Annotated in this window: 15 protein-coding genes; 8 read left to right on the top strand and 7 right to left on the bottom strand. The window is 72.3% G+C overall.

Going from position 1 to position 17973, the window contains the following annotated elements; all coding sequences use genetic code 11:
• Nucleotides 1–95 precede the first annotated feature (95 nt).
• From ABGA98_RS10985 to ABGA98_RS10975, 3 genes are read left to right on the top strand one after another with little or no spacing between them, the layout of a single operon-like run.
• Nucleotides 96–1241: a Gfo/Idh/MocA family oxidoreductase gene (locus ABGA98_RS10985; protein ID WP_347618099.1), complete on the top strand. Its 1146-nt coding sequence runs from the start codon at nucleotides 96–98 to the stop codon at nucleotides 1239–1241.
• Nucleotides 1238–2413 (top strand): dihydrodipicolinate synthase family protein, encoded by a 1176-nt coding sequence (locus ABGA98_RS10980; RefSeq protein ID WP_347618098.1) that lies wholly within the window; start codon nucleotides 1238–1240, stop codon nucleotides 2411–2413. The genes ABGA98_RS10985 and ABGA98_RS10980 overlap by 4 nt, the downstream gene beginning before the upstream one ends.
• Entirely contained in the window at nucleotides 2410–3345 is a 936-nt protein-coding gene (locus ABGA98_RS10975; RefSeq protein WP_347618097.1) for a sugar phosphate isomerase/epimerase family protein, read from the top strand. The genes ABGA98_RS10980 and ABGA98_RS10975 overlap by 4 nt, the downstream gene beginning before the upstream one ends.
• Before the next feature lie 20 nt (nucleotides 3346–3365).
• Here ABGA98_RS10975 and ABGA98_RS10970 read toward each other — a convergent pair whose 3' ends face one another.
• The 6 genes from ABGA98_RS10970 to ABGA98_RS10945 form a co-directional block, all read right to left on the bottom strand.
• On the bottom strand, nucleotides 3366–5966 hold the full coding sequence (locus ABGA98_RS10970) for a PEP/pyruvate-binding domain-containing protein (protein ID WP_347618096.1): 2601 nt from the start codon (nucleotides 5964–5966) through the stop codon (nucleotides 3366–3368).
• 80 nt (nucleotides 5967–6046) lie between these two features.
• Nucleotides 6047–6967, bottom strand: a complete 921-nt coding sequence (locus ABGA98_RS10965; RefSeq protein WP_347618095.1) for an alkaline phosphatase family protein — start codon at nucleotides 6965–6967, stop codon at nucleotides 6047–6049.
• A gap of 8 nt (nucleotides 6968–6975) precedes the next feature.
• Nucleotides 6976–7749: a TIM barrel protein gene (locus ABGA98_RS10960; RefSeq protein ID WP_347618094.1), complete on the bottom strand. Its 774-nt coding sequence runs from the start codon at nucleotides 7747–7749 to the stop codon at nucleotides 6976–6978.
• Complete coding sequence (locus tag ABGA98_RS10955) at nucleotides 7746–8738, bottom strand: LacI family DNA-binding transcriptional regulator (protein ID WP_347618093.1); 993 nt, start codon at nucleotides 8736–8738, stop codon at nucleotides 7746–7748. The genes ABGA98_RS10960 and ABGA98_RS10955 overlap by 4 nt, the downstream gene beginning before the upstream one ends.
• Before the next feature lie 117 nt (nucleotides 8739–8855).
• A complete protein-coding gene (locus ABGA98_RS10950; RefSeq protein ID WP_347618092.1) occupies nucleotides 8856–10106 on the bottom strand; it encodes a hypothetical protein in 1251 nt (416 codons plus the stop codon).
• A gap of 228 nt (nucleotides 10107–10334) precedes the next feature.
• Nucleotides 10335–10898, bottom strand: coding sequence for a TetR/AcrR family transcriptional regulator (locus tag ABGA98_RS10945; protein ID WP_347618091.1), 564 nt, complete (start codon nucleotides 10896–10898; stop codon nucleotides 10335–10337).
• 84 nt (nucleotides 10899–10982) lie between these two features.
• On the opposite strand from ABGA98_RS10945, the gene ABGA98_RS10940 reads away from it, so the two are divergent.
• The 5 genes from ABGA98_RS10940 to ABGA98_RS10920 all read left to right on the top strand — a co-directional run bounded on the left by ABGA98_RS10940 (nucleotide 10983) and on the right by ABGA98_RS10920 (nucleotide 16425).
• Nucleotides 10983–11714, top strand: coding sequence for an SDR family oxidoreductase (locus tag ABGA98_RS10940; protein WP_347618090.1), 732 nt, complete (start codon nucleotides 10983–10985; stop codon nucleotides 11712–11714).
• A 177-nt stretch (nucleotides 11715–11891) separates the two neighbouring features.
• Complete coding sequence (locus tag ABGA98_RS10935; RefSeq protein WP_347618089.1) at nucleotides 11892–12632, top strand: hypothetical protein; 741 nt, start codon at nucleotides 11892–11894, stop codon at nucleotides 12630–12632.
• Between the two features lie 61 nt (nucleotides 12633–12693).
• Complete coding sequence (locus ABGA98_RS10930; RefSeq protein WP_347618344.1) at nucleotides 12694–13857, top strand: thiolase family protein; 1164 nt, start codon at nucleotides 12694–12696, stop codon at nucleotides 13855–13857.
• Nucleotides 13854–15953, top strand: coding sequence for a 3-hydroxyacyl-CoA dehydrogenase NAD-binding domain-containing protein (locus ABGA98_RS10925; RefSeq protein WP_347618088.1), 2100 nt, complete (start codon nucleotides 13854–13856; stop codon nucleotides 15951–15953). The genes ABGA98_RS10930 and ABGA98_RS10925 overlap by 4 nt, the downstream gene beginning before the upstream one ends.
• Before the next feature lie 88 nt (nucleotides 15954–16041).
• Complete coding sequence (locus ABGA98_RS10920) at nucleotides 16042–16425, top strand: SSI family serine proteinase inhibitor (RefSeq protein WP_347618087.1); 384 nt, start codon at nucleotides 16042–16044, stop codon at nucleotides 16423–16425.
• A gap of 36 nt (nucleotides 16426–16461) precedes the next feature.
• Here ABGA98_RS10920 and ABGA98_RS10915 read toward each other — a convergent pair whose 3' ends face one another.
• A complete protein-coding gene (locus tag ABGA98_RS10915; protein WP_347618086.1) occupies nucleotides 16462–17934 on the bottom strand; it encodes an amino acid permease in 1473 nt (490 codons plus the stop codon).
• Between the last annotated feature and the right edge of the window lie 39 nt (nucleotides 17935–17973).

The following is a 17973-nucleotide window of genomic DNA, read 5'->3' as shown; positions in this document are numbered from 1 at the left end:
GGGCCTCCTGAGGCCCCGCGCCACTTGACGCCCTGGGCCGCACGGCCGTACGGTTCGGGAAAGCGCTTTCCACCGTTTGTCCTGAAGGGATCTTCATGAGCGTGCGCACCATAGGCGTCGTGATGAACGGCGTCACCGGACGAATGGGCTATCGCCAGCACTTGGTCCGTTCCGTTCTGGCCATCAACGAGCAGGGCGGGGTCACGCTCTCGGACGGCGGAAAGGTCAAGCTCAAGCCCATCCTGGTCGGACGTAATACCGACAAACTTGCAGATATTGCTACTAAGCACGACATTTCGAATTTCACTACGGAACTGGACGCGGCCCTCGCCGACGACGGCAACCTCATTTACTTCGACGCCCAGGTCACCAGCGCCCGCGTCAAATCCGTGCTCAAGGCCATCGAGGCGGGCAAGCACATCTACGCGGAGAAGCCGACGGCCGAGTCCACGCAGGAGGCGGTCGCGCTGGCCGAGGCCGCCGCGGCCAAGGGCGTCAAGAACGGCGTCGTGCAGGACAAGCTGTTCCTCCCCGGCCTGCTCAAGCTGAAGCGGCTGATCGACGGCGGCTTCTTCGGCCGGATCCTGTCGGTGCGCGGCGAGTTCGGCTACTGGGTGTTCGAGGGCGACTGGCAGGAAGCGCAGCGGCCGTCGTGGAACTACCGGGCCGAGGACGGCGGCGGCATCGTGCTCGACATGTTCCCGCACTGGCACTACGTCATGGAGAACCTGTTCGGCAGGGTCCAGTCGGTCTACGCCAGGGCGGTGACGCACGTCCCCGCCCGCGTGGACGAGCAGGGCACCGCGTACCAGGCCACCGCGGACGACGCCGCGTACGGGATCTTCGAGCTTGAAGGCGGCATCATCGCGCAGATCAACTCCTCGTGGGCAGTCCGGGTGAACCGGGACGAACTGGTGGAGTTCCAGGTGGACGGCACGCACGGCAGCGCCGTGGCGGGCCTGCGCAACTGCCGCGTGCAGCACCGCTCCGCCACCCCCAAGCCCGTCTGGAACCCCGACCTGCCGGCCACGGCGCGCTTCCGCGACGGCTGGCAGGAGGTGCCGGACAACGCCGAGTTCGACAACGGGTTCAAGGTCCAGTGGGAGGCGTTCGTCCGGCACGTGGTGGAGGACGCGCCCTTCCCCAACGACTTCGCCTCGGGCGCCCGCGGCGTGCAACTCGCCGAGCTGGGGCTGCGTTCCAACGCCGAGGGCCGCAGGATCGAGGTGCCGCAGCCGTGAGGATCGACCTGCCCGGCATCGGGGCGTACACCCTGAGCGAGCCCACGGCCTGGCCGGTGCCGGACGCCCCGGCCGGCAGCCGCATCGTGTACGCCGCCGCACACGTGGTGGCCGACCCGCTGGGCGACAACACGCCCGGCTCCCCCGCGGCCGTCGACTGGGACGCCACCCTGCGTTTCCGCCGCCACCTGTGGTCGTACGGCCTGCGCGTCGCGGACGCCATGGACACCGCCCAGCGCAACATGGGCCTGGACTGGGCCGCGACCAAGGAGCTCATCCGGCGCAGCGCGGCCGAGGCGCGTACGGTCGGCGACCCCGCGACGCTGGTGTCCTGCGGCGCGGGCACCGACCACGCGCCCCAGGCCGCCGACCTCAACACGATCACGGCCGCGTACGCCGAGCAGATCGAGACCGTGCAGTCCGCCGGCGCCGGCGTGATCATCATGGCCTCCCGCCAGCTCGCGAAGGCCGCGACCGGCCCCAAGGACTACCACCAGGTGTACGGCAAGCTGTTCGGCCTGGTGGACCGGCCGGTGATCCTGCACTGGCTGGGCGAGATGTTCGACCCGCACCTGGCCGGCTACTGGGGCGCCCCTGACGTGGCGGCGGCGACCGAGTCGTTCCTGGAGCTCGTCCACGCCCACGCGCCCATGGTGGACGGGGTGAAGGTGTCGCTGCTGGACGAGGAGCACGAGGTGGGGCTGCGCGCCGCGCTCCCCGGCGGGGTCAAGCTCTACACCGGCGACGACTTCAACTACCCGTCGCTGATCAGGTCGGGCTCGCACGCGCTGCTCGGCATCTTCGACGCCATCGCCCCGGCGGCGGCTGCCGCGCTGCAGGCGCTCGACGCGGCCGTCGAGCACTCGGCCGCCGGCGACGGCGCGGGCCGCGACCGGCTGCTGGCGTCGTACGACGAGATCCTGGCCCCGACCGTCCCCCTGTCCAGGAAGATCTTCGAGACGCCGACGTACCACTACAAGACCGGCATCGTCTTCCTGGCCTGGCTGAACGGTCACCAGGACGCGTTCGCCATGGTGAACGGCGCCCAGTCGGCCCGCTCGCTGCTCCACCTGTCGGAGGTGTTCCGTCTGGCCGACCAGGCCGGGCTGCTGGCCGACCAGGAGCTGGCCGTGCGCCGCATGAAGGCGCTGCTGGCGGTGAACGGGCTGTGAGCCTCTCACTCAACCAGCGCACGACGCAGCGCTGGACCGTGGCCGAGGCCGTGGACGGATGCGTGCGGCACGGCCTGGAAGCTGTCGGGCTGTGGCGGGAGAACGTCGCCGAGCAGGGGCTCGCGGAGAGCGTGAAGCTGGTGCGGGCGGCCGGGCTGCGCGTGTCGTCGTTGTGCCGGGGCGGCTTCATGACGGCGGGCGGGCTGCCGGGCGACGAGGGCCGCCGCGCCTTCGCCCGCGCGCTCGACGACAACCGGCGGGCCATCGACGAGGCGGCGGAGCTGGGGGCGGCCTGCCTGGTGATGGTGGTGGGCGGCCTGCCCGGGGTGGCACCGGGCGAGCCGCTGCCGGCCGGCCCCGCGGGCGGGCGCGGTGCGGCGGCGGGCGGCGGAAGTTACGGCGGTGTCGCGGCGGGCGGGTTCTCACGGGATCTGGCCGGGGCGCGGGAGCGGGTGGCCGAGGCGCTGGCGGAGCTGGCCCCCTACGCCGGGGAGCGGGGGGTCAAGCTGGCTCTCGAGCCCCTCCACCCCGTCTACTGTCCCGACCGGGCCGTCCTGTCCACTCTCGGTCAGGCGCTCGACCTGAGCCTGGCCCACCCGGAGGAGCAGGTGGGCGTGGTGGTGGACACCTTCCACGTCTGGTGGGACCCGAGGTTGTTCGAGGACATCGCCCGCGCGGGCCGCAGGATCGCGTCGTACCAGGTGTGCGACTACCTGCACCCGCTGCCCCCGGACGTGCTGCTCGGGCGGGGCATGATGGGCGACGGCGTGATCGGCTTCCCGCCGATCACGCGGGCCGTCCTGGCCGCCGGATACACCGGCGACGTCGAGGTGGAGATCTTCAACGCCGACATCTGGGCCGCGGACCCCGACGAGGTGGTGTCCACGATGAAGGCCCGCTACGAGGACGTGGTGCTTCCTGCCGGCGCGTGACGGCGCGCGGACGGCCTCCGTCAGGTCGGCAGGGTGACCGTGCCCGCGGCGCCGTTCACGGTGATCTTCTGGCCGGTGGTGACGCGGTGGGTGGCGTCGGCGACGCCGACGACGGCCGGGATGCCGTACTCCCTGGCCACCACCGCGCCGTGCGACATCGAGCCGCCCATCTCCATGACGAGCCCGCTCGCCGTCAGGAACAGCGGTGTCCAGCCGGGGTCCGTCGAGGGGCAGACCAGGATCTCGCCCGGCTCCAGGTGCGCGCCGACCGGGTCCATCACCACCCTCGCCACGCCCGTGACGGTGCCGGCCGAAGCGGGCGTGCCGGTCAGCGCGCCGGAGGCAGCGGCAGAGGTGGCGAGCGCCTCAGGTTCGGTGCCGTCGGACAGCAGGACCCTGGGCACGTGCCTGCGGCGCGACTCCCGTTCGTACGCCTCCCGCCGCTCCGCCACGAGCCCGCGCAGGTCGCCGCCGCCCAGAGCGGCCCTGGCCTCTCTCAGGTCGAGGAAGAACACGTCCCGCGCCGCGTCCAGCACTCCGAGGCCGACCAGGTGCTCCCCCACCTGCAGCAGGCTCCGCCGCACCCCGGCGAGGATCTTGACGACGTAGAACTTGGGCAGCTCGCGCAGCCCCGCGTACATCCGCGTGCGCCCGAGCGCGAACCGCACCACGGCGGCCCGCCACCGGCCCTTGCGTCCGGCCTCGGCGGCCACCCGGGCGATCTCCGCCTGCGCCTCCCGCGCGCCCTTGGCGAACAGGGCGGCGGGCGCGAGGGCGGTGTCGCCGTCCATGCGCAGGTAGTTGGCGATCACGCCGAGGATGTGCGCGGGCTCCTCCGACCAGCGGGGGACGCCGAGGTCGATCTCGGCGACGCCGCGATGGCCGTACGCGTGCAGAAATCTGGTGATCTCCCGATGGGCGATGGGCGGGAGCGTGCCCGCACGGTAGCGGCGGACCAGTTCCTCCACCGGCTCCGTCACGAACGGCTCGGGCTCGACGCGGGTGGACAGGTCCCACAGTTCCAGGTCCATCTCCGTGGTCGGGTTGTGCGGAACGCTGCGCAGGACGTCCTGCATGTCGCCGATCGGCACGCCGGAGAGCCTGGACGACAACGCGAACGAGCCGTAGCCCGTGATCGCGATCGGCATGATCGAGACGATGAGGGGGAACGCGCGGGAGAGCACACGCTGGGCGTGGTCGAGGCGCTGCTCCGGGGTGGCCTCCGACGGCAGCGGCAGGCGCCGGTCGATCACCTCGCCCACGCGGGCGGCGTACGCCAGGGTCCTGCCCGGCCTGGTCAGCGCGAGCAGCGCCCGCGAGGGGGCGTGGATGCGGCGGGCGAAGCGGCGCAGGCCGCGGATCACCGGGCGGCGGGAGGTGTGCGTCAGCGACAGCCGGGGATCCGTCACCAGCTGTTCGATGACCGATCCTGAGCGCGCCTCCCCGAGCTGCAACATGCGCGGCAGGATGGCGCGGCCGGCCTTGCTGCGTACGGCGGTGGTGACGTCCATCCACAAGCGCTGCCCCGACTCGGTCATCGCGGGAGGGCCGTCGAGAGGGTCTGCGGGACCGTAGCCGAACAGCCCGGCCGCTCCCGAGGCGACCAGCTTGAGTGCCGACCGTCCCATGGGCGTGATCGGCCCCATGACGCCCTGGGCGACGTTGAAGGAGAAGTACGCCCGCAGCCCCGGCCTGGGGTTGTCCGGCAGCGGGTAGAGCGTGGTGATCGGGCGCGCCTGGGTGAGGAAAAGCCCGCCGTCGTGGTCGATGGCCCACTCGGTGTCCTGGGGGGCGCCGTAGTGGTCCTCGACGCGCGTGCCGAGCTCGGCCAGGGCGAGCACCTCGGCGTCGGTCAGGCAGAGTTCTTGCCCCGGCTCTCCGTCCGGCGCGTCGCCGGCGGTCTCGACGCGTTCGGTGCCGCCCCCGGGCAGCGCGCGGACGGCCAGCAGCTTGTCGCCCGCGTGGCGGTCGAGGATCTCGCCCCCGTGAACGACGAAGCGGTCGGGGTTCACGGCGCCGGAGACGACGGCCTCGCCGAGCCCGGGGGCCGCGTCGATGACGGCCTCGCGCCGCCGGCCCGTCACCGGGTTGGCGGTGAACATGACACCCGACACCCGCGCGTCCACCATGGTCTGGACGACCACCGCGAGCCGCACGACGGCGTGGTCGATGCCGTTCGACTCGCGGTAGGCGACGGCGCGGTCGGTCCAGAGCGAGGCCCAGCAGCGGCGTACGGCGTCGACCACCGCGTCCGCGCCCACCACGTTGAGGAAGGTGTCCTGCTGTCCGGCGAAGCTGGCGAACGGCAGGTCCTCGGCCGTGGCGGAGGAGCGCACGGCCACCGGCACGTCGTCGCCGAGCGCGGCGTACGCCTTCACGATCGTCTCGCGCACGGCGTCCGGCACCGGGGCCCGCAGCAGGTGGCGCCTGGCGCGCTCGGCGAGCCCGTCGCCGCTCGTCTCCAGGCCCTCGGCGACCTGGCGGTAGGCCTGCGTGGTCAGCACCCAGCCGGGTGGTACGGGCAGCCCCGCCCTGGTCAGCTCGCCGAGGTTGGCGGCCTTTCCGCCTACTTCGGCGAGCATTCCCGCGTCGATCTCGGAGAAGTCCGGTGCCGTGTTCATCAGCTTCATCCCTGCCCTTCGGCGTCCTGCACATGAGTGTCACGCTTTCCCGGCAGAAATTCAACACCTGATGAAAGACATCACAGTCCCAGCGGCGCACCGTCCAGGTTCCACGCGGAATCGACGGCCAACCCGAGCGAGGCGAGCACCGTGGGAGCCACGTCGACCAGCCGGGGACCGGCCAGGGAACGACGGGCGAGGCGCTCCCCCAGACGGTTGGCGATCACGAACACCGTGCGCTCCTCCTCCGAGACGCCGCCGTGACCGCCCTCGTCCACGTGACCGTGGTCAGTGGTGATGAGCACGGTCCAGCGCTCGCGCGCGTACGAGGGCCGGGCGCGGACGGTGTCGAGCAGGCGCCCCAGGTAGGCGTCCTGGGACTGGAGGGCGGCGGTGTACTCGGGACAGTGCGGGCCGAGGTCGTGGGCCACCTCGTCGGTGTCGCCGAGGTAGACGAACACGGCGTCCGGGTCGGTCTCCGACAGGTGCCGCTCGGCCGCGGCGGCCACCTGCCTGTCGGCCTCGGCCCAGCCGATCGCGTAGCCGTCGAGCACGAACCGGTGGTCGACGGCCGGGCCGAACGCGCCGTGCTCGGCGAGCGCCGCCCAGGAGAAGAAGGCCGCGGTGTTCAGCTCGGGGCGGGCCTTCTTCGCACGGGACAGGAAGTCCGGAAATTTCTGGAACTGGGGTGCAGTGAAGCTGTTGTCTACGACGCCGTGCTTGTCGGGCCAGGCCCCGGTGGCGATCGACGACCAGCCGGGCCCCGAGTCCGTACGCGACCTGATCACCCGGCCGCCGGCCGCCGGCTCGGATGCCTTGGGCACGACCTCGCCGGGCGACTCCGTACGCGGCGTGCCGGCCTCACCGTAGGGGAGCATGCTGGTGCCGTACGCGCCGGAGGCCATCAGCTCGGCCAGCACCGGCGCGCCCACGGCCTGGAGCCGGTCGAAGCGCAGGCCGTCCATCCCGACGACAAGCACTTTGTTCTGAGAAGGGGACATCCCCCTATCTAAGCGGTGAAACGTCGCACCCAGTCGGCCGCGCCCGGCAGGATCTGCTCGACCGGAGCGACCTGCGGATACCACGCACGCTCCCACTCCAGCGACACCCAGCCGCCGTAGCCCGCGCCGCGCAGCAGCCCGCCCGCCTCGTCGAGCGGCACAGAGCCGGTCCACAAGGGCACCGGCGTGGTGTCGCGGGCCGAGACCGCGTCCTTGACCTGGACGTACGCCAGGTGGGGCCCGAACGCGGCGAGCGAGTCGGCCGGCGGCTCGCCGTTGCGCCAGGGGTGCAGCAGGTCCCACAGCGCCCCGGTGGTCTCGGGGCAGCCCGCCTCGGCGAGCAGGGCGGCCACGGCGGCGCCGGTGGCCATGTCGTCGTGCGTCTCGACGAGAACGCGGCAGCCGAGGGCTCCGGCCGTACCGGAGACCGCTTTGAGCCTGCGGGCGCCGACGGCCGGATCGTCGCCACGAGGGAAGACCCGCACGCCCGGAGCGCCCAGGTCGGCGGCGAGCCGCAGGTCGGCGAGGAGCGCCGCGACGACAGGTTCGTCCGGCCCCGGCTCACAAACACCGACATAGCCAGCAAGGGCCGAAATCTCCAGGCCCGCCCGCTCCACCCGCTCCCGCACCGACCGCCGCTCCGCGGCGCCGAGACCGGCGTGCACGCCGGTCTCGGGGTGCAGGCGCAACTCGAGCCCCTGGCAGCCACCTCCGGCCGCGATCTCGATCGCCCTGTCGAGCCCCTCGCCGGGCATGCCCAGCGTGCTGACCGCCAGCCTCACGTCATCCTCCGCACGCTCTCCCGCAGCACGACCTCGCCCGCGACCTGCTCGACCACGACCGGATCTCCTTCACCCAGCGCCAGCTCCAGCGCCCGGGCCCCCATGTCCTTCAGCGGCAGGCGCACGGTCGTCAGAGCGGGCACATGATCACGCAGCGTGACGATGTCGTCGAACCCGGCCACCGAGACGTCGTCGGGCACCCGGACACCACGCTCTCGATAGGCCGCGAGCGCCCCGACCGCCATCACGTCGTTGACCGCGAACACGCAGGTCACGTCGCCTGCCTGCGAGGCCGCGGCGTAGCCGCCGTCGCGGTCGAACGGCCCGTGGATCACCTGCGGCGCGGGCAGCCCCAGCTCCTCCAGCGCCTCGACGAACCCGGCGCAGCGGTCGGCCGCCGTCACCAGGTGCGGCGGCCCTGCCAGCACCGCGAACCGCGTGTGCCCCAGATCGGCCAGGGCCCGGGCCAGCTCGGCCGCGCCCTGCCGGTTGGCCGGCGCGACCGTGTCGACGCCGAGCAGGTCCTGGCCCACGCAGGCCGCCCGCCCGCCGCCCGCCTGGTATCGGGCCAGCTCGTCGCGCAGGCGCCCGGTGACGGCCGGGTCGGCCACGCGCGAGCCGACGAGCAGGACCGCCCTGACACGCTGGGCGTTGAGCGTCGCCACGTAGGCGATCTCCTGCTCGGGGTCGCGGTGCGTGGTGCCCACCATGACGAGCAGGCCTTCGGTGGCCGCCGCCCGCATGGCACCGTCGGCCAGTGCCGCGAAATAGGGGTCGGTCAGGTCGTGGACGACGATGCCGATCACGTTGCTCGCGCCGCGGGCCAGCGTCTGGGCCGCGATGTTGGCTCGGTAGCCCAGCTCGTCGGCGGCCTGCTCGACCCGCGCCCGCAGGGCCGCGCCGACCTGGCGGGTGCTGCCGTTGAGCACCCGCGAGGCGGTCGCCAGGGAGACGCCCGCCTGCTTGGCGACGTCTTCAAGCGTGACCACGAGACCTCCCAGGAAAGCGGTTTCCAAGTCTGCCAGACCAGGACCTGGATCCGCATCCTACGGGTGGACCGCGGCCGGCGGCCCACCCGGAGAGTGGTCTGTCCTGCGCCCGGGGCCCTACGCCCAGGGGAACAGGATGTCGAGCAGCCCCTTCCGCTCCTCCTGGGTCGGCTCGGGCTCGGGCACCGGGGCCTGCGTCGGCTGCGTCGGCTGCTGCTGCGTCGCGGGAGGCTGGTCCTGCGACTCCTGGCTGGTGCTCCTCGGCTCCCTGTTCACCCGCGTCTCGCTCGAGGTGTCGGTGTCCCGCATCTGATCCTGCGGGGACCGGGTGTTCCTCGGGCTGGCCTTGGTGGTCGGGTCGCCGATGTCGCGCGTGGGCGACGGGCGGCTCTCCGGCTCACGCGTGGGCCGGGTCTGCCCCTGCTGACGGTCCGGCCGCGCCGGCTCCGACTCGGTGGGCTCGTCGGCGGCCGGGTCGGAGGGCTCGGTGTCGGTCTCCTCCTCCACCGGCACCTGCTCCTCCTCCGAGGGGACGGCCGAGTCGGAGGGGGCGGTCACCTCGCCGGCGCTGGCGCACCTGCCGCCGGCGCACGGGTCGTCGGAGGACGTACCGGTGACCATCCAGCCCACACCGACGCCGACCAGCACCACCGCGGCGGCCGCCACCAGCAGGACCCGGGTGCGGTGCCGCACCTCGCCCTCGCCGCCGCCGGCGTCATCGTCACCACCACGGGAGGAACGCCTCTCGCCGCCGGATTCGTCGGTCCAGCCGGAGCCGAGGAAGCCGCGCTTGGGCTGGTCGTCGTCGCGGTCGTCCGTCTCGTAACCCCGGTCGAGCGGGAGGTACGGGGACTCGTCGTCGGCGTGACGGGAGCCGCCGCTCTCGTGCAGCACCTCGTGCGGGCCACTGGGCCCGCCGAAGTCGTGCGGCCCGCTCGGACCGCCGAAATCATGCGGGCCGCTCGGGCCGCCGAAATCATGGGCACCGCTCGGGCCACCGAACTCGTGCCCACCACTGGGCCCACCACTGGACCCGCCGAACTCGTGCCCGCCGGAACCGCTCAACACGTCACGGTGGGAGTCGTTCCCGCCGCCCAGCACGTCATGGGGGTCGCCGCCCAGCACGTCACGCGGGCCGCTCCCGCCGTCGAGCACGTCATGCGAGCCGCCGGCGTCGTACGCCGAGGTCGTCCCGCCGAGCACGTCGTGATGACCGGGGTCGTCAAGGACGTCACGCCGCTCTATCAGCTGGGGCTCGGCACCCTTTTCCAGCGGAAGGATGTAGGTCTCATTGCCGACCACCTGGATGGCGGGTTGCTCGTCGGTGTCTTCAGTGCTCCACCGCGGGGACAGCACATCACCCGTCATCTCCGGGTTTAACGGCCTACCCTGCCCATCCTCGTATGGCCTGTCGTTCTCGTCGCGCGCCACGATGGAACCTCTCTCATACGAATACGACCCGCCCTTTCCTAGCAGACACGACCACCACTTGTCCGGAAATTTCACATGTTTCGCTAGAAACACGCTCTGTAACGTGCGTCCCAGAGCTGTGCCGACCGGTCCGCGCACGGGCGGACAACCACTCCAGGGAGCGCGTCAGCGCACCAGACCGGACACCAGATCGTCGAGCGCCGACGTGATCCGCTCGACGCTCACCCCGCACCTCCTGAGCCGGTGGGCGAGCAACTCGGCGGACAGCGGCGCCAGCAGCGCGTCGGCCAGACCGTAGGCCTCGGCCTCCGGACGCATCCGGCCGATCAGCATGACCAGATGGCCGTGGTAGGCGTCGTACGCGCCGCCGAAGCGGGCCAGCGGGCTCGCCGTCTCGGCCATGAGCAGCAGGTCGAGCTGCTCGACCGTCCGCTCTGCCAGTGCCCGCAGGAACGCCCTGACGCGCTCGGCCGGCTCGGCCCCTGGACCGAGCGGCGGCGGGCCCTCGAGGAACGCCGCCTGGAACGCCTTCTCCCGCCGGTCGATGAGCGCGTACGCGAGCCCTGACCGGTCACCGAAGCGCCGGTAAAGCGTGCCGACGCCCACTCCGGCCGCCGCCGCCACCTCCGCCATGGACAGGCCCTCCACCCCGTGCGTGGCCACGATGCGCTCAGCCGCGGAGAGGATCTTCGCGCGGTTGCGGGCCGCGTCACTGCGCTCGCGTCTCACGATCGCCATCCTTGCACCGCTTGCATCCGGAATCCATTCCGCTTACTGTCTCAAGCGGAACGCATTCCACTTGAAGGAGAAGTCATGGAACACAAGGTCGCCCTCGTCACCGGCGGCAGCAGGGGCATCGGCGCAGCCATCGCGCGCCGCCTGGCCGGCGACGGCTTCGACGTCGCCGTCACCTACCGAAGCGCGAGCGACCGGGCCTCCGCCGTGCTCAAGGAGGTCGAGGCGGCCGGCGTGCGCGGGCTCGCCCTGCGCGCCGAGGCCGCCGACCCTCGGGAGCTGGTCGAGGCGGTCGAGCGGACGGTGCGCGAGCTGGGCCGGCTCGACGTGGTGGTGGGCAGCGCCGGCATCGCACCGTACGGGCCGCTGGAGGAGGTGACGCTCGCCCAGGTGGACGAGGTGCTGGCCGTGCACACGCGCGCGTCGTTCGTGCTGGCGCAGGCGGCGGCCCGGCGCCTGCCGGACGGCGGCCGCATCGTCTTCATCGGCAGCAGCCTGGCCGAGCGGGTGCCGTACGCGGGCTGGACGGCGTACGCCATGAGCAAGTCCGCGCTGGCCGGGCTCGTCAAGGGCCTGGCCAGAGACCTCGGCCCGCGCGGCATCACCGCCAACGTCGTGCAGCCCGGCTCCACCGACACCGAGATGAACCCCGCGGACAGCCCGGAGGCCGACGCGGAACGCGGCTACACGGCGCTCGGCGTGTACTGCTCGCCCGACGACATCGCCGCCACCGTCGCCCACCTCGCCGGGGACGGCGGGCGTACCATCACGGGCGCCGCCATCCCCGTGGACGCCGGCGTCACGGCCTGACGCGGCAGCGGCTCGCCCCCGGAGCCCCGACCGTGCCGACGGCAGCAGCGAGGGCTCCATCCAGTGACTCCTCCGCTCCCGATTCACCCATCACCTGAAGGCGACGGTCCCCTCAGGATGCTTTGATTGACGCGAATCACAGGCGTCGCTACGCCGGGTGACGCCATCATGACGGTCATGCTGTTGACCGAGATGGCGCCCCCTCCAGGCGCCGAGCAGGTGACCGGGCTGCGGGCCCGCGCCAGGGCCGCCCGCCACCGCGCCTTCGTCGCGCTGTCCGCCTCGATCGCGGTGCTGACCACCGCGCAGTTGCTCGCCGACCGGGCGCCGACCAGGGAGCAGACGGTGCCGCTCGCGGTGTTGTCCCTGGTGGCCCTCGCGGCGGCGCTGCCCGCGATGACCGCCACCCAGTACGCCTGGGGCGTGCAGGCCCGCCTGGTCCGGTGGCGCGAGCGCGAGCTGTACGGCGCCGCCCGCTCCGGCCGGACACGACCGTTCAGCCGGCTCGCCGTCGCCGCGGGCTGGGCCGTGACACTGCTCCTCGGCGGCACCACTCCGGCCTTCTTCGACCAGGCCGCCCTGTACGCCGTCGCCGACGACCTGAGCTGGGCGGTCGAGGCGCTGGCGGTGACGAGTTGCGGGGCGGGAGTGCTGTTCCTGCTGTGGTGGGCCCGTGACGCGCTGGGGCTGCTGGCGCGCGCCAGGCGATCGGGCGCCTCCCCCGGCGATCCGTGGGATCCGGGCCAGGGCACGCGCCGGCGCGCGGCAGCGCTCCGGACGGGCGTGCTCTGGGCGGGTGCGGCCGTGGCGGTGGCCGCCCTGCTCGCGGCCCGCGCCCACCTCTGGGAGCCGGCGACGGCGGCGGTGTACGCGCTGCTGACCGCCGCGCTCGTCCTCGGAGTAGTTACCGACGAGTAGCATAGGCGCGGAACCCATTCAGCCAACGAGGAGCGAATCCGTGCCTTCCTCTCGTGACGTCGTGTTCGTCGACGGCGTGCGCACACCCTTCGGCCGGTCGGGGCCGAAGGGGCTGTACGCGGAGACCCGCGCCGACGACCTGGTCGTCCGCGTCATCCGCGAGCTCATCAGGCGCAACCCCGGCCTGCCGCCCGAGCGCGTCGACGAGGTCGCCATCGCCGCGACCACGCAGATCGGCGACCAGGGCCTGACCATCGGCCGCTCGGCGGCGGTGCTGGCGGGGCTGCCTAAGACCGTGCCCGGCTACGCGATCGACCGCATGTGCGCGGGCGCGATGACCGCGGTCACCACGGTCGCGGGCGGCATCGCGTTCGGCGCGTACGACGTCGCCATCGCCGGCGGCGTCGAGCACATGGGCCGCCACCCGATGGGCGAGGGCGTCGACCCGAACCCGCGCTTCCTGTCGGAGAAGCTGGTCGACCCGAGCGCCCTGGTGATGGGCATGACCGCGGAGAACCTGCACGACCGCTATCCGTCGATCACCAAGGAGCGCGCCGACGCGTACGCGGTGTTGTCGCAGGAGCGGGCGGCCAAGGCCTACGCCGACGGCAAGATCCAGCCCGACCTGGTGCCGGCCGCGATCAGGACGGCGGAGCAGGGCTGGGGCCTGGCGGCCGAGGACGAGGCGCCGAGGCCGGGCACGACCATGGAGGGCCTGAGCACGCTCAGGACGCCGTTCCGTCCGCACGGCAACGTCACGGCGGGCAACTCCTCCGGCATCAACGACGGCGCCACCGGCTGCGTCGTGGCCGCCAGGGAGGCCGCGGACGAGCTGGGGCTGGCGCCGAAGATGCGGCTCGTGTCGTACGCGTTCGCGGGCGTGGACCCCGAGGTCATGGGCGTGGGGCCGATCCCGTCCACGGAGCGGGCGCTGCGCCTGGCCGGCCTGGACATCTCCGACATCGGGCTGTTCGAGATCAACGAGGCGTTCGCCGTGCAGGTGCTGGCGTTCCTCGAGCACTTCGGCATCGCCGACGACGACCCCCGCGTGAACCCCTACGGCGGCGCCATCGCCTACGGCCACCCGCTGGCTTCCTCGGGCGTGCGGCTGATGACGCAGCTCGCGCGGCAGTTCGGCGAACGTCCTGACGTCCGTTACGGCATCACCACGATGTGCGTCGGCCTGGGCATGGGCGGCACTGTGATCTGGGAGAACCTGGCATGAGCGAGCTGGAGAACTGGCGTGCGCTGCTGAGCGAGCGCGCCGCCGACGAGGTCGTCACCAAGGCACTGGTACGCGACGTGCGCCTGCCCGGCGGCGCGGGCACCATGGCGCTGATCACCCTGGACAACGGTTTCGACCACACCAGGCCGAACACGTTCGGCCCGCACGGGCTGTTCGCGCTGAACGGCGCCCTGTCGGAGATCGCCGAGCGCACCGACCTGGCCGCGGTGGGCGTGACGGGCAAGCCGTTCATCTTCGCCGTCGGCGCCGACCTGAAGGGCGCGGCGGCGCTGGCCACCCGCGAGGAGGCGCTGGCCGTCGCCGCGCTCGGCCACCACGTGTTCCGCCGGCTCGGCGAGCTGCCGATCCCGTCGTTCGCGTTCGTGAACGGCGCTGCCATGGGCGGAGGGCTGGAGGTCGCGCTGCACTGCACGTACCGGACGATCTCCTCGGGCGTGACCGCGGTGGCGCTGCCGGAGTGTTTCCTCGGCCTGGTGCCCGGCTGGGGCGGCACGCAACTGCTGCCCCGCCTGATCGGCCCGGCGAACGCGGTCAGGCTGATCATCGAGAACCCGCTGGCGCAGAACCGCCTGACCAGGGGCAAGGAGGCGTACGAGCTGGGCGTCGCCGACGCCATGTTCGAGCCCGCCGACTTCCTGGAGGAGTCACTGCGCTGGGCCGCCCGGGTCATCAACGGCGAGGTGGTCGTGGAGCGGCCCGAGCACGACGGCTGGGACAAGGCGGTCGGCGACGCGCGGTTCCTGGTCGACATGAAGCTGCGCGGCGCCTCCCCCGCCCCCTACCGGGCGCTCGACCTGATCGCGCGGGCCCGCACGGCCACCCGCGACGAGGGGTTCGCCGCCGAGGACGAGGCGCTGGCCGACCTGCTGACGGGTGACGAGCTGCGGGCCGGGCTCTACGCGTTCGACCTGGTGCAGCGGCGCGCCAAGCAGCCGGCGGGCGCGCCGGACCCCTCCCTGGCCCGCAAGGTCACCAAGGTCGGCATCGTCGGCGCGGGGCTGATGGCCTCGCAGATGGCGCTGCTGTTCGCCCGCCGGCTCGAGGTGCCGGTCGTGCTGACCGACCTCGACCAGGCCAGGCTCGACAAGGGCGTGGCGTACGTCCGGGACGAGATCGGCAAGCTGCTGGCCAGGGGCCGCGTCTCGCAGGACCAGGCCAACCGGCTCACGTCGCTGGTCACCGGCTCGCCGGCCAAGGACGCCTTCGCCGACGCCGACTTCGTGATCGAGGCGGTCTTCGAGGACCTGGCGGTCAAGAAGCAGGTCCTCGCCGAGGTGGAGGCGGTGGTCTCGGCCGAATGCGTGCTGGCCACCAACACCTCATCGCTGTCGCTGACCGCGATGGGCGCCGACCTCACGCGCCCCGAGCGGCTGGTGGGGTTCCACTTCTTCAACCCGGTCGCGGTCATGCCGCTGCTGGAGATCGTCAGGGGCGCCGCCACTGACGACGCCACGCTGGCCACGGCGTTCGCGGTGGGCAGGACGCTGAAGAAGTCGTCGGTGCTCGTCAAGGACGCTCCGGCGTTCGTGGTCAACCGGCTGCTGACCCGCTTCATGGGCGAGGTCGTGGCGGCCGTGGACGAGGGCACGCCGCTGGAGACGGCCGAGCACGCGCTCGACGGGCTGGGCCTGCCGATGACCCCGTTCGCGCTGCTGCAGCTGGTCGGGCCCGCCGTCGGCCTGCACGTGGCGGAGACGCTGCACGAGGCGTTTCCCGAGCGGTTCGGCGTCTCGGCGAACCTGGCCGAGCTGGTCGCCGCCGGCAAGCCGGGCGTCTACCTGCCGGACCTCGCGCTCGACGAGGAGGCGGTGGCGTTCTTCGCGGGCGGCTCCCAGGCGTCGACCGCCGAGCAGGTGCGCGAGCGGGTGCTGGCGGCGCTGGCCGAGGAGATCCGGATCATGCTGGACGAGGGCGTCGTCGCGGCGGCCCAGGACATCGACCTGTGCATGATCCTCGGCGCCGGCTGGCCGTTCCATCTGGGCGGCATCACGCCGTATCTGGACAGGTCCGGCATAGCGCAACCCCCCTTCCTCGCCCCGGGCGTGGCCTCGATGCCCGCGAGAGCTCACGCGTGATTTTGCGGGGGCCCGCTCGGCGGGCCTCCGCGCGCCGGGCTCTCCTCCGCCGTAGCGTTTGGTGCCGTCCTACGAACGGAGAGTAAGCATGATGAGAGCAGCCGGCACCATCGCGCTCTGCGGAGCCCTCCTGGCGGGCGTGTCGTCCCCCGCCGTGGCGGCGCGCGACCCCAAGGTGCAGCTCAAGATCGTCAATTCGGTCAAGGGCGGAGCCACGAAGACCGCCTGGCTCCACTGCGCGCCCACCGGGGGCTCCCACCCCGACGCCCGCACGGCCTGCCGCCAGCTGCGCCGGGTCGGGGGCGACCCGGCCAAGCTCAACGTCTCGCCCAACGCGGCGTGCACGAAGGAGTTCCAGCCGCACGTGATCGCGGTCGTCGGCCGGTGGTACGGCAAGACGGTGAAGTGGGGGAAGGTCTACCCCAACGGCTGCCAGGCCAAGGCCGCGACCGGGGCCGTGGCCGCGCTCTGACCCCGGCATGGGGGTGGCCCGCGCCCCACCCCCCGCTCAGCGGCCGCGCTTCTGCCAGGGCATCGCCGTCCTGCTGTGCCAGTAGCCGTAGGCGAAGTAGAGCACGATGCCGATGAGCATCCAGACGACGAACCGCAGCCACGTCTGCACCGGCAGGTTGAGCATCAGGTAGACGCAGGACAGCACCGACAGGATCGGCAGGACCGGCACCAGCGGCGCCTTGAAGGCCCGCGGCAGGTCGGGCCTGGTGCGCCTGAGCACTATCACGCCGATCGACACCACGACGAACGCGAAGAGCGTGCCGATGTTCACCAGCTCGGCCAGCTCGCCGAACGACACGAACCCGGCCAGCGCCATCGTCACCAGCCCGATGAGGATCGTGAGCCGGACCGGCGTGCCGAACCGCGGATCGACCTTGGCCATCGATCGCGGCAGCAGCCCGTCGCGGCACATCGCGAAGAGCACCCGGGTCTGGCCCAGCAGCAGCACGAGGACCACGGTCGTCAGGCCGGCCAGCGCGCCCACGCTGATGATCCCGGCCAGCCAGGGGTGGCCGACCGCGATGAAGGCGTCCGACAGCGGCGCCGACGTGCTCAGCTCGCTGTAGCGCTGCATGCCGACGACGACGAGGGAGACGGCGACGTACAGGATCGTGCAGATCGCCAGCGAGCCGATGATGCCGCGCGGCATGTCGCGCTGCGGCGTGACGGTCTCCTCCGCGGCGGTGGCCACGATGTCGAAGCCGATGAACGCGAAGAACACGATCGCCGCGGCCGAGAAGATGCCGATCACGCCGAACGCGACCGGCGTGATGCCGAACAGCACCTGGATGAGCGGCGCCTTCAGCCCTTCCACGCGCGGCGTGGGCACCGGGTCGGGGATGAACGGCGTGTAGTTGGCCCCGTTGATGAAGAACAGCCCGGCCACGATGACCAGCAGCACCACGCCGACCTTGGTGATCACGAGGATGAGGTTGACCCGCGAGGACAGCTTGATGCCGACCGCCAGGACCGTCGTGAGGACGGCGACGATGACGACGGCGGGAACGTTGACCACGGGGTCGTCACCGGCGATCGTGGCGGGCAGCTCGAGGCCGGCGGACGCCAGCATCGAGGCGAAATAGCCCGACCAGCCCACCGACACCACGGCGGCGGCCAGCGCCAGCTCCAGGACCAGATCCCAGCCGATCACCCAGGCGGGGAACTCCCCCAGGGTGGCGAAGGAGAAGGTGTAGGCGGAGCCGGCCACCGGGATCGTGGAGGCGAACTCGGCGTAGCACAACGCCGCCAGGGTGCACACGACGGCGGCGACGACGAAGGAGATCGCCACCGCCGGGCCGGCCAGTTCCTTGGCGACCTGTCCCGTGAGCACGAAGATCCCCGTACCGACGATCACGCCGATGCCGAAGACCGTCAGGTCCGTGGCGGTCAGGCGCTTGCGCAACTGGTGCTCGGGGGCTTCGGTGTCGCGGATCGACTGCTCGACGCTCTTCGTGCGAAAGATGTCCACGCTCAGCGATCCTTCCCACACCCTCGGCTGTCATGCGCC

The sequence above is a fragment of the Nonomuraea sp. B1E8 genome (assembly GCF_039871515.1).
Lineage (GTDB): Bacteria > Actinomycetota > Actinomycetes > Streptosporangiales > Streptosporangiaceae > Nonomuraea.
Note: the sequence above shows the minus strand (reverse complement) of the source record. Positions and strands in the feature narration are given on the sequence as shown.

Bases quoted from the DNA above. Each gene is read 5' to 3' on its own strand.
- ABGA98_RS10985 (WP_347618099.1), top strand. From the start codon at position 96: ATGAGCGTGCGCACCATAGGCGTCGTGATGAACGGCGTCACCGGACGA.
- ABGA98_RS10970 (WP_347618096.1), bottom strand. From the start codon at position 5,966: ATGAACACGGCACCGGACTTCTCCGAGATCGACGCGGGAATGCTCGCC.
- ABGA98_RS10965 (WP_347618095.1), bottom strand. From the start codon at position 6,967: ATGTCCCCTTCTCAGAACAAAGTGCTTGTCGTCGGGATGGACGGCCTG.
- ABGA98_RS10950 (WP_347618092.1), bottom strand. From the start codon at position 10,106: ATGACGGGTGATGTGCTGTCCCCGCGGTGGAGCACTGAAGACACCGAC.
- ABGA98_RS10940 (WP_347618090.1), top strand. From the start codon at position 10,983: ATGGAACACAAGGTCGCCCTCGTCACCGGCGGCAGCAGGGGCATCGGC.
- ABGA98_RS10935 (WP_347618089.1), top strand. From the start codon at position 11,892: ATGCTGTTGACCGAGATGGCGCCCCCTCCAGGCGCCGAGCAGGTGACC.
- ABGA98_RS10925 (WP_347618088.1), top strand. From the start codon at position 13,854: ATGAGCGAGCTGGAGAACTGGCGTGCGCTGCTGAGCGAGCGCGCCGCC.
- ABGA98_RS10920 (WP_347618087.1), top strand. From the start codon at position 16,042: ATGATGAGAGCAGCCGGCACCATCGCGCTCTGCGGAGCCCTCCTGGCG.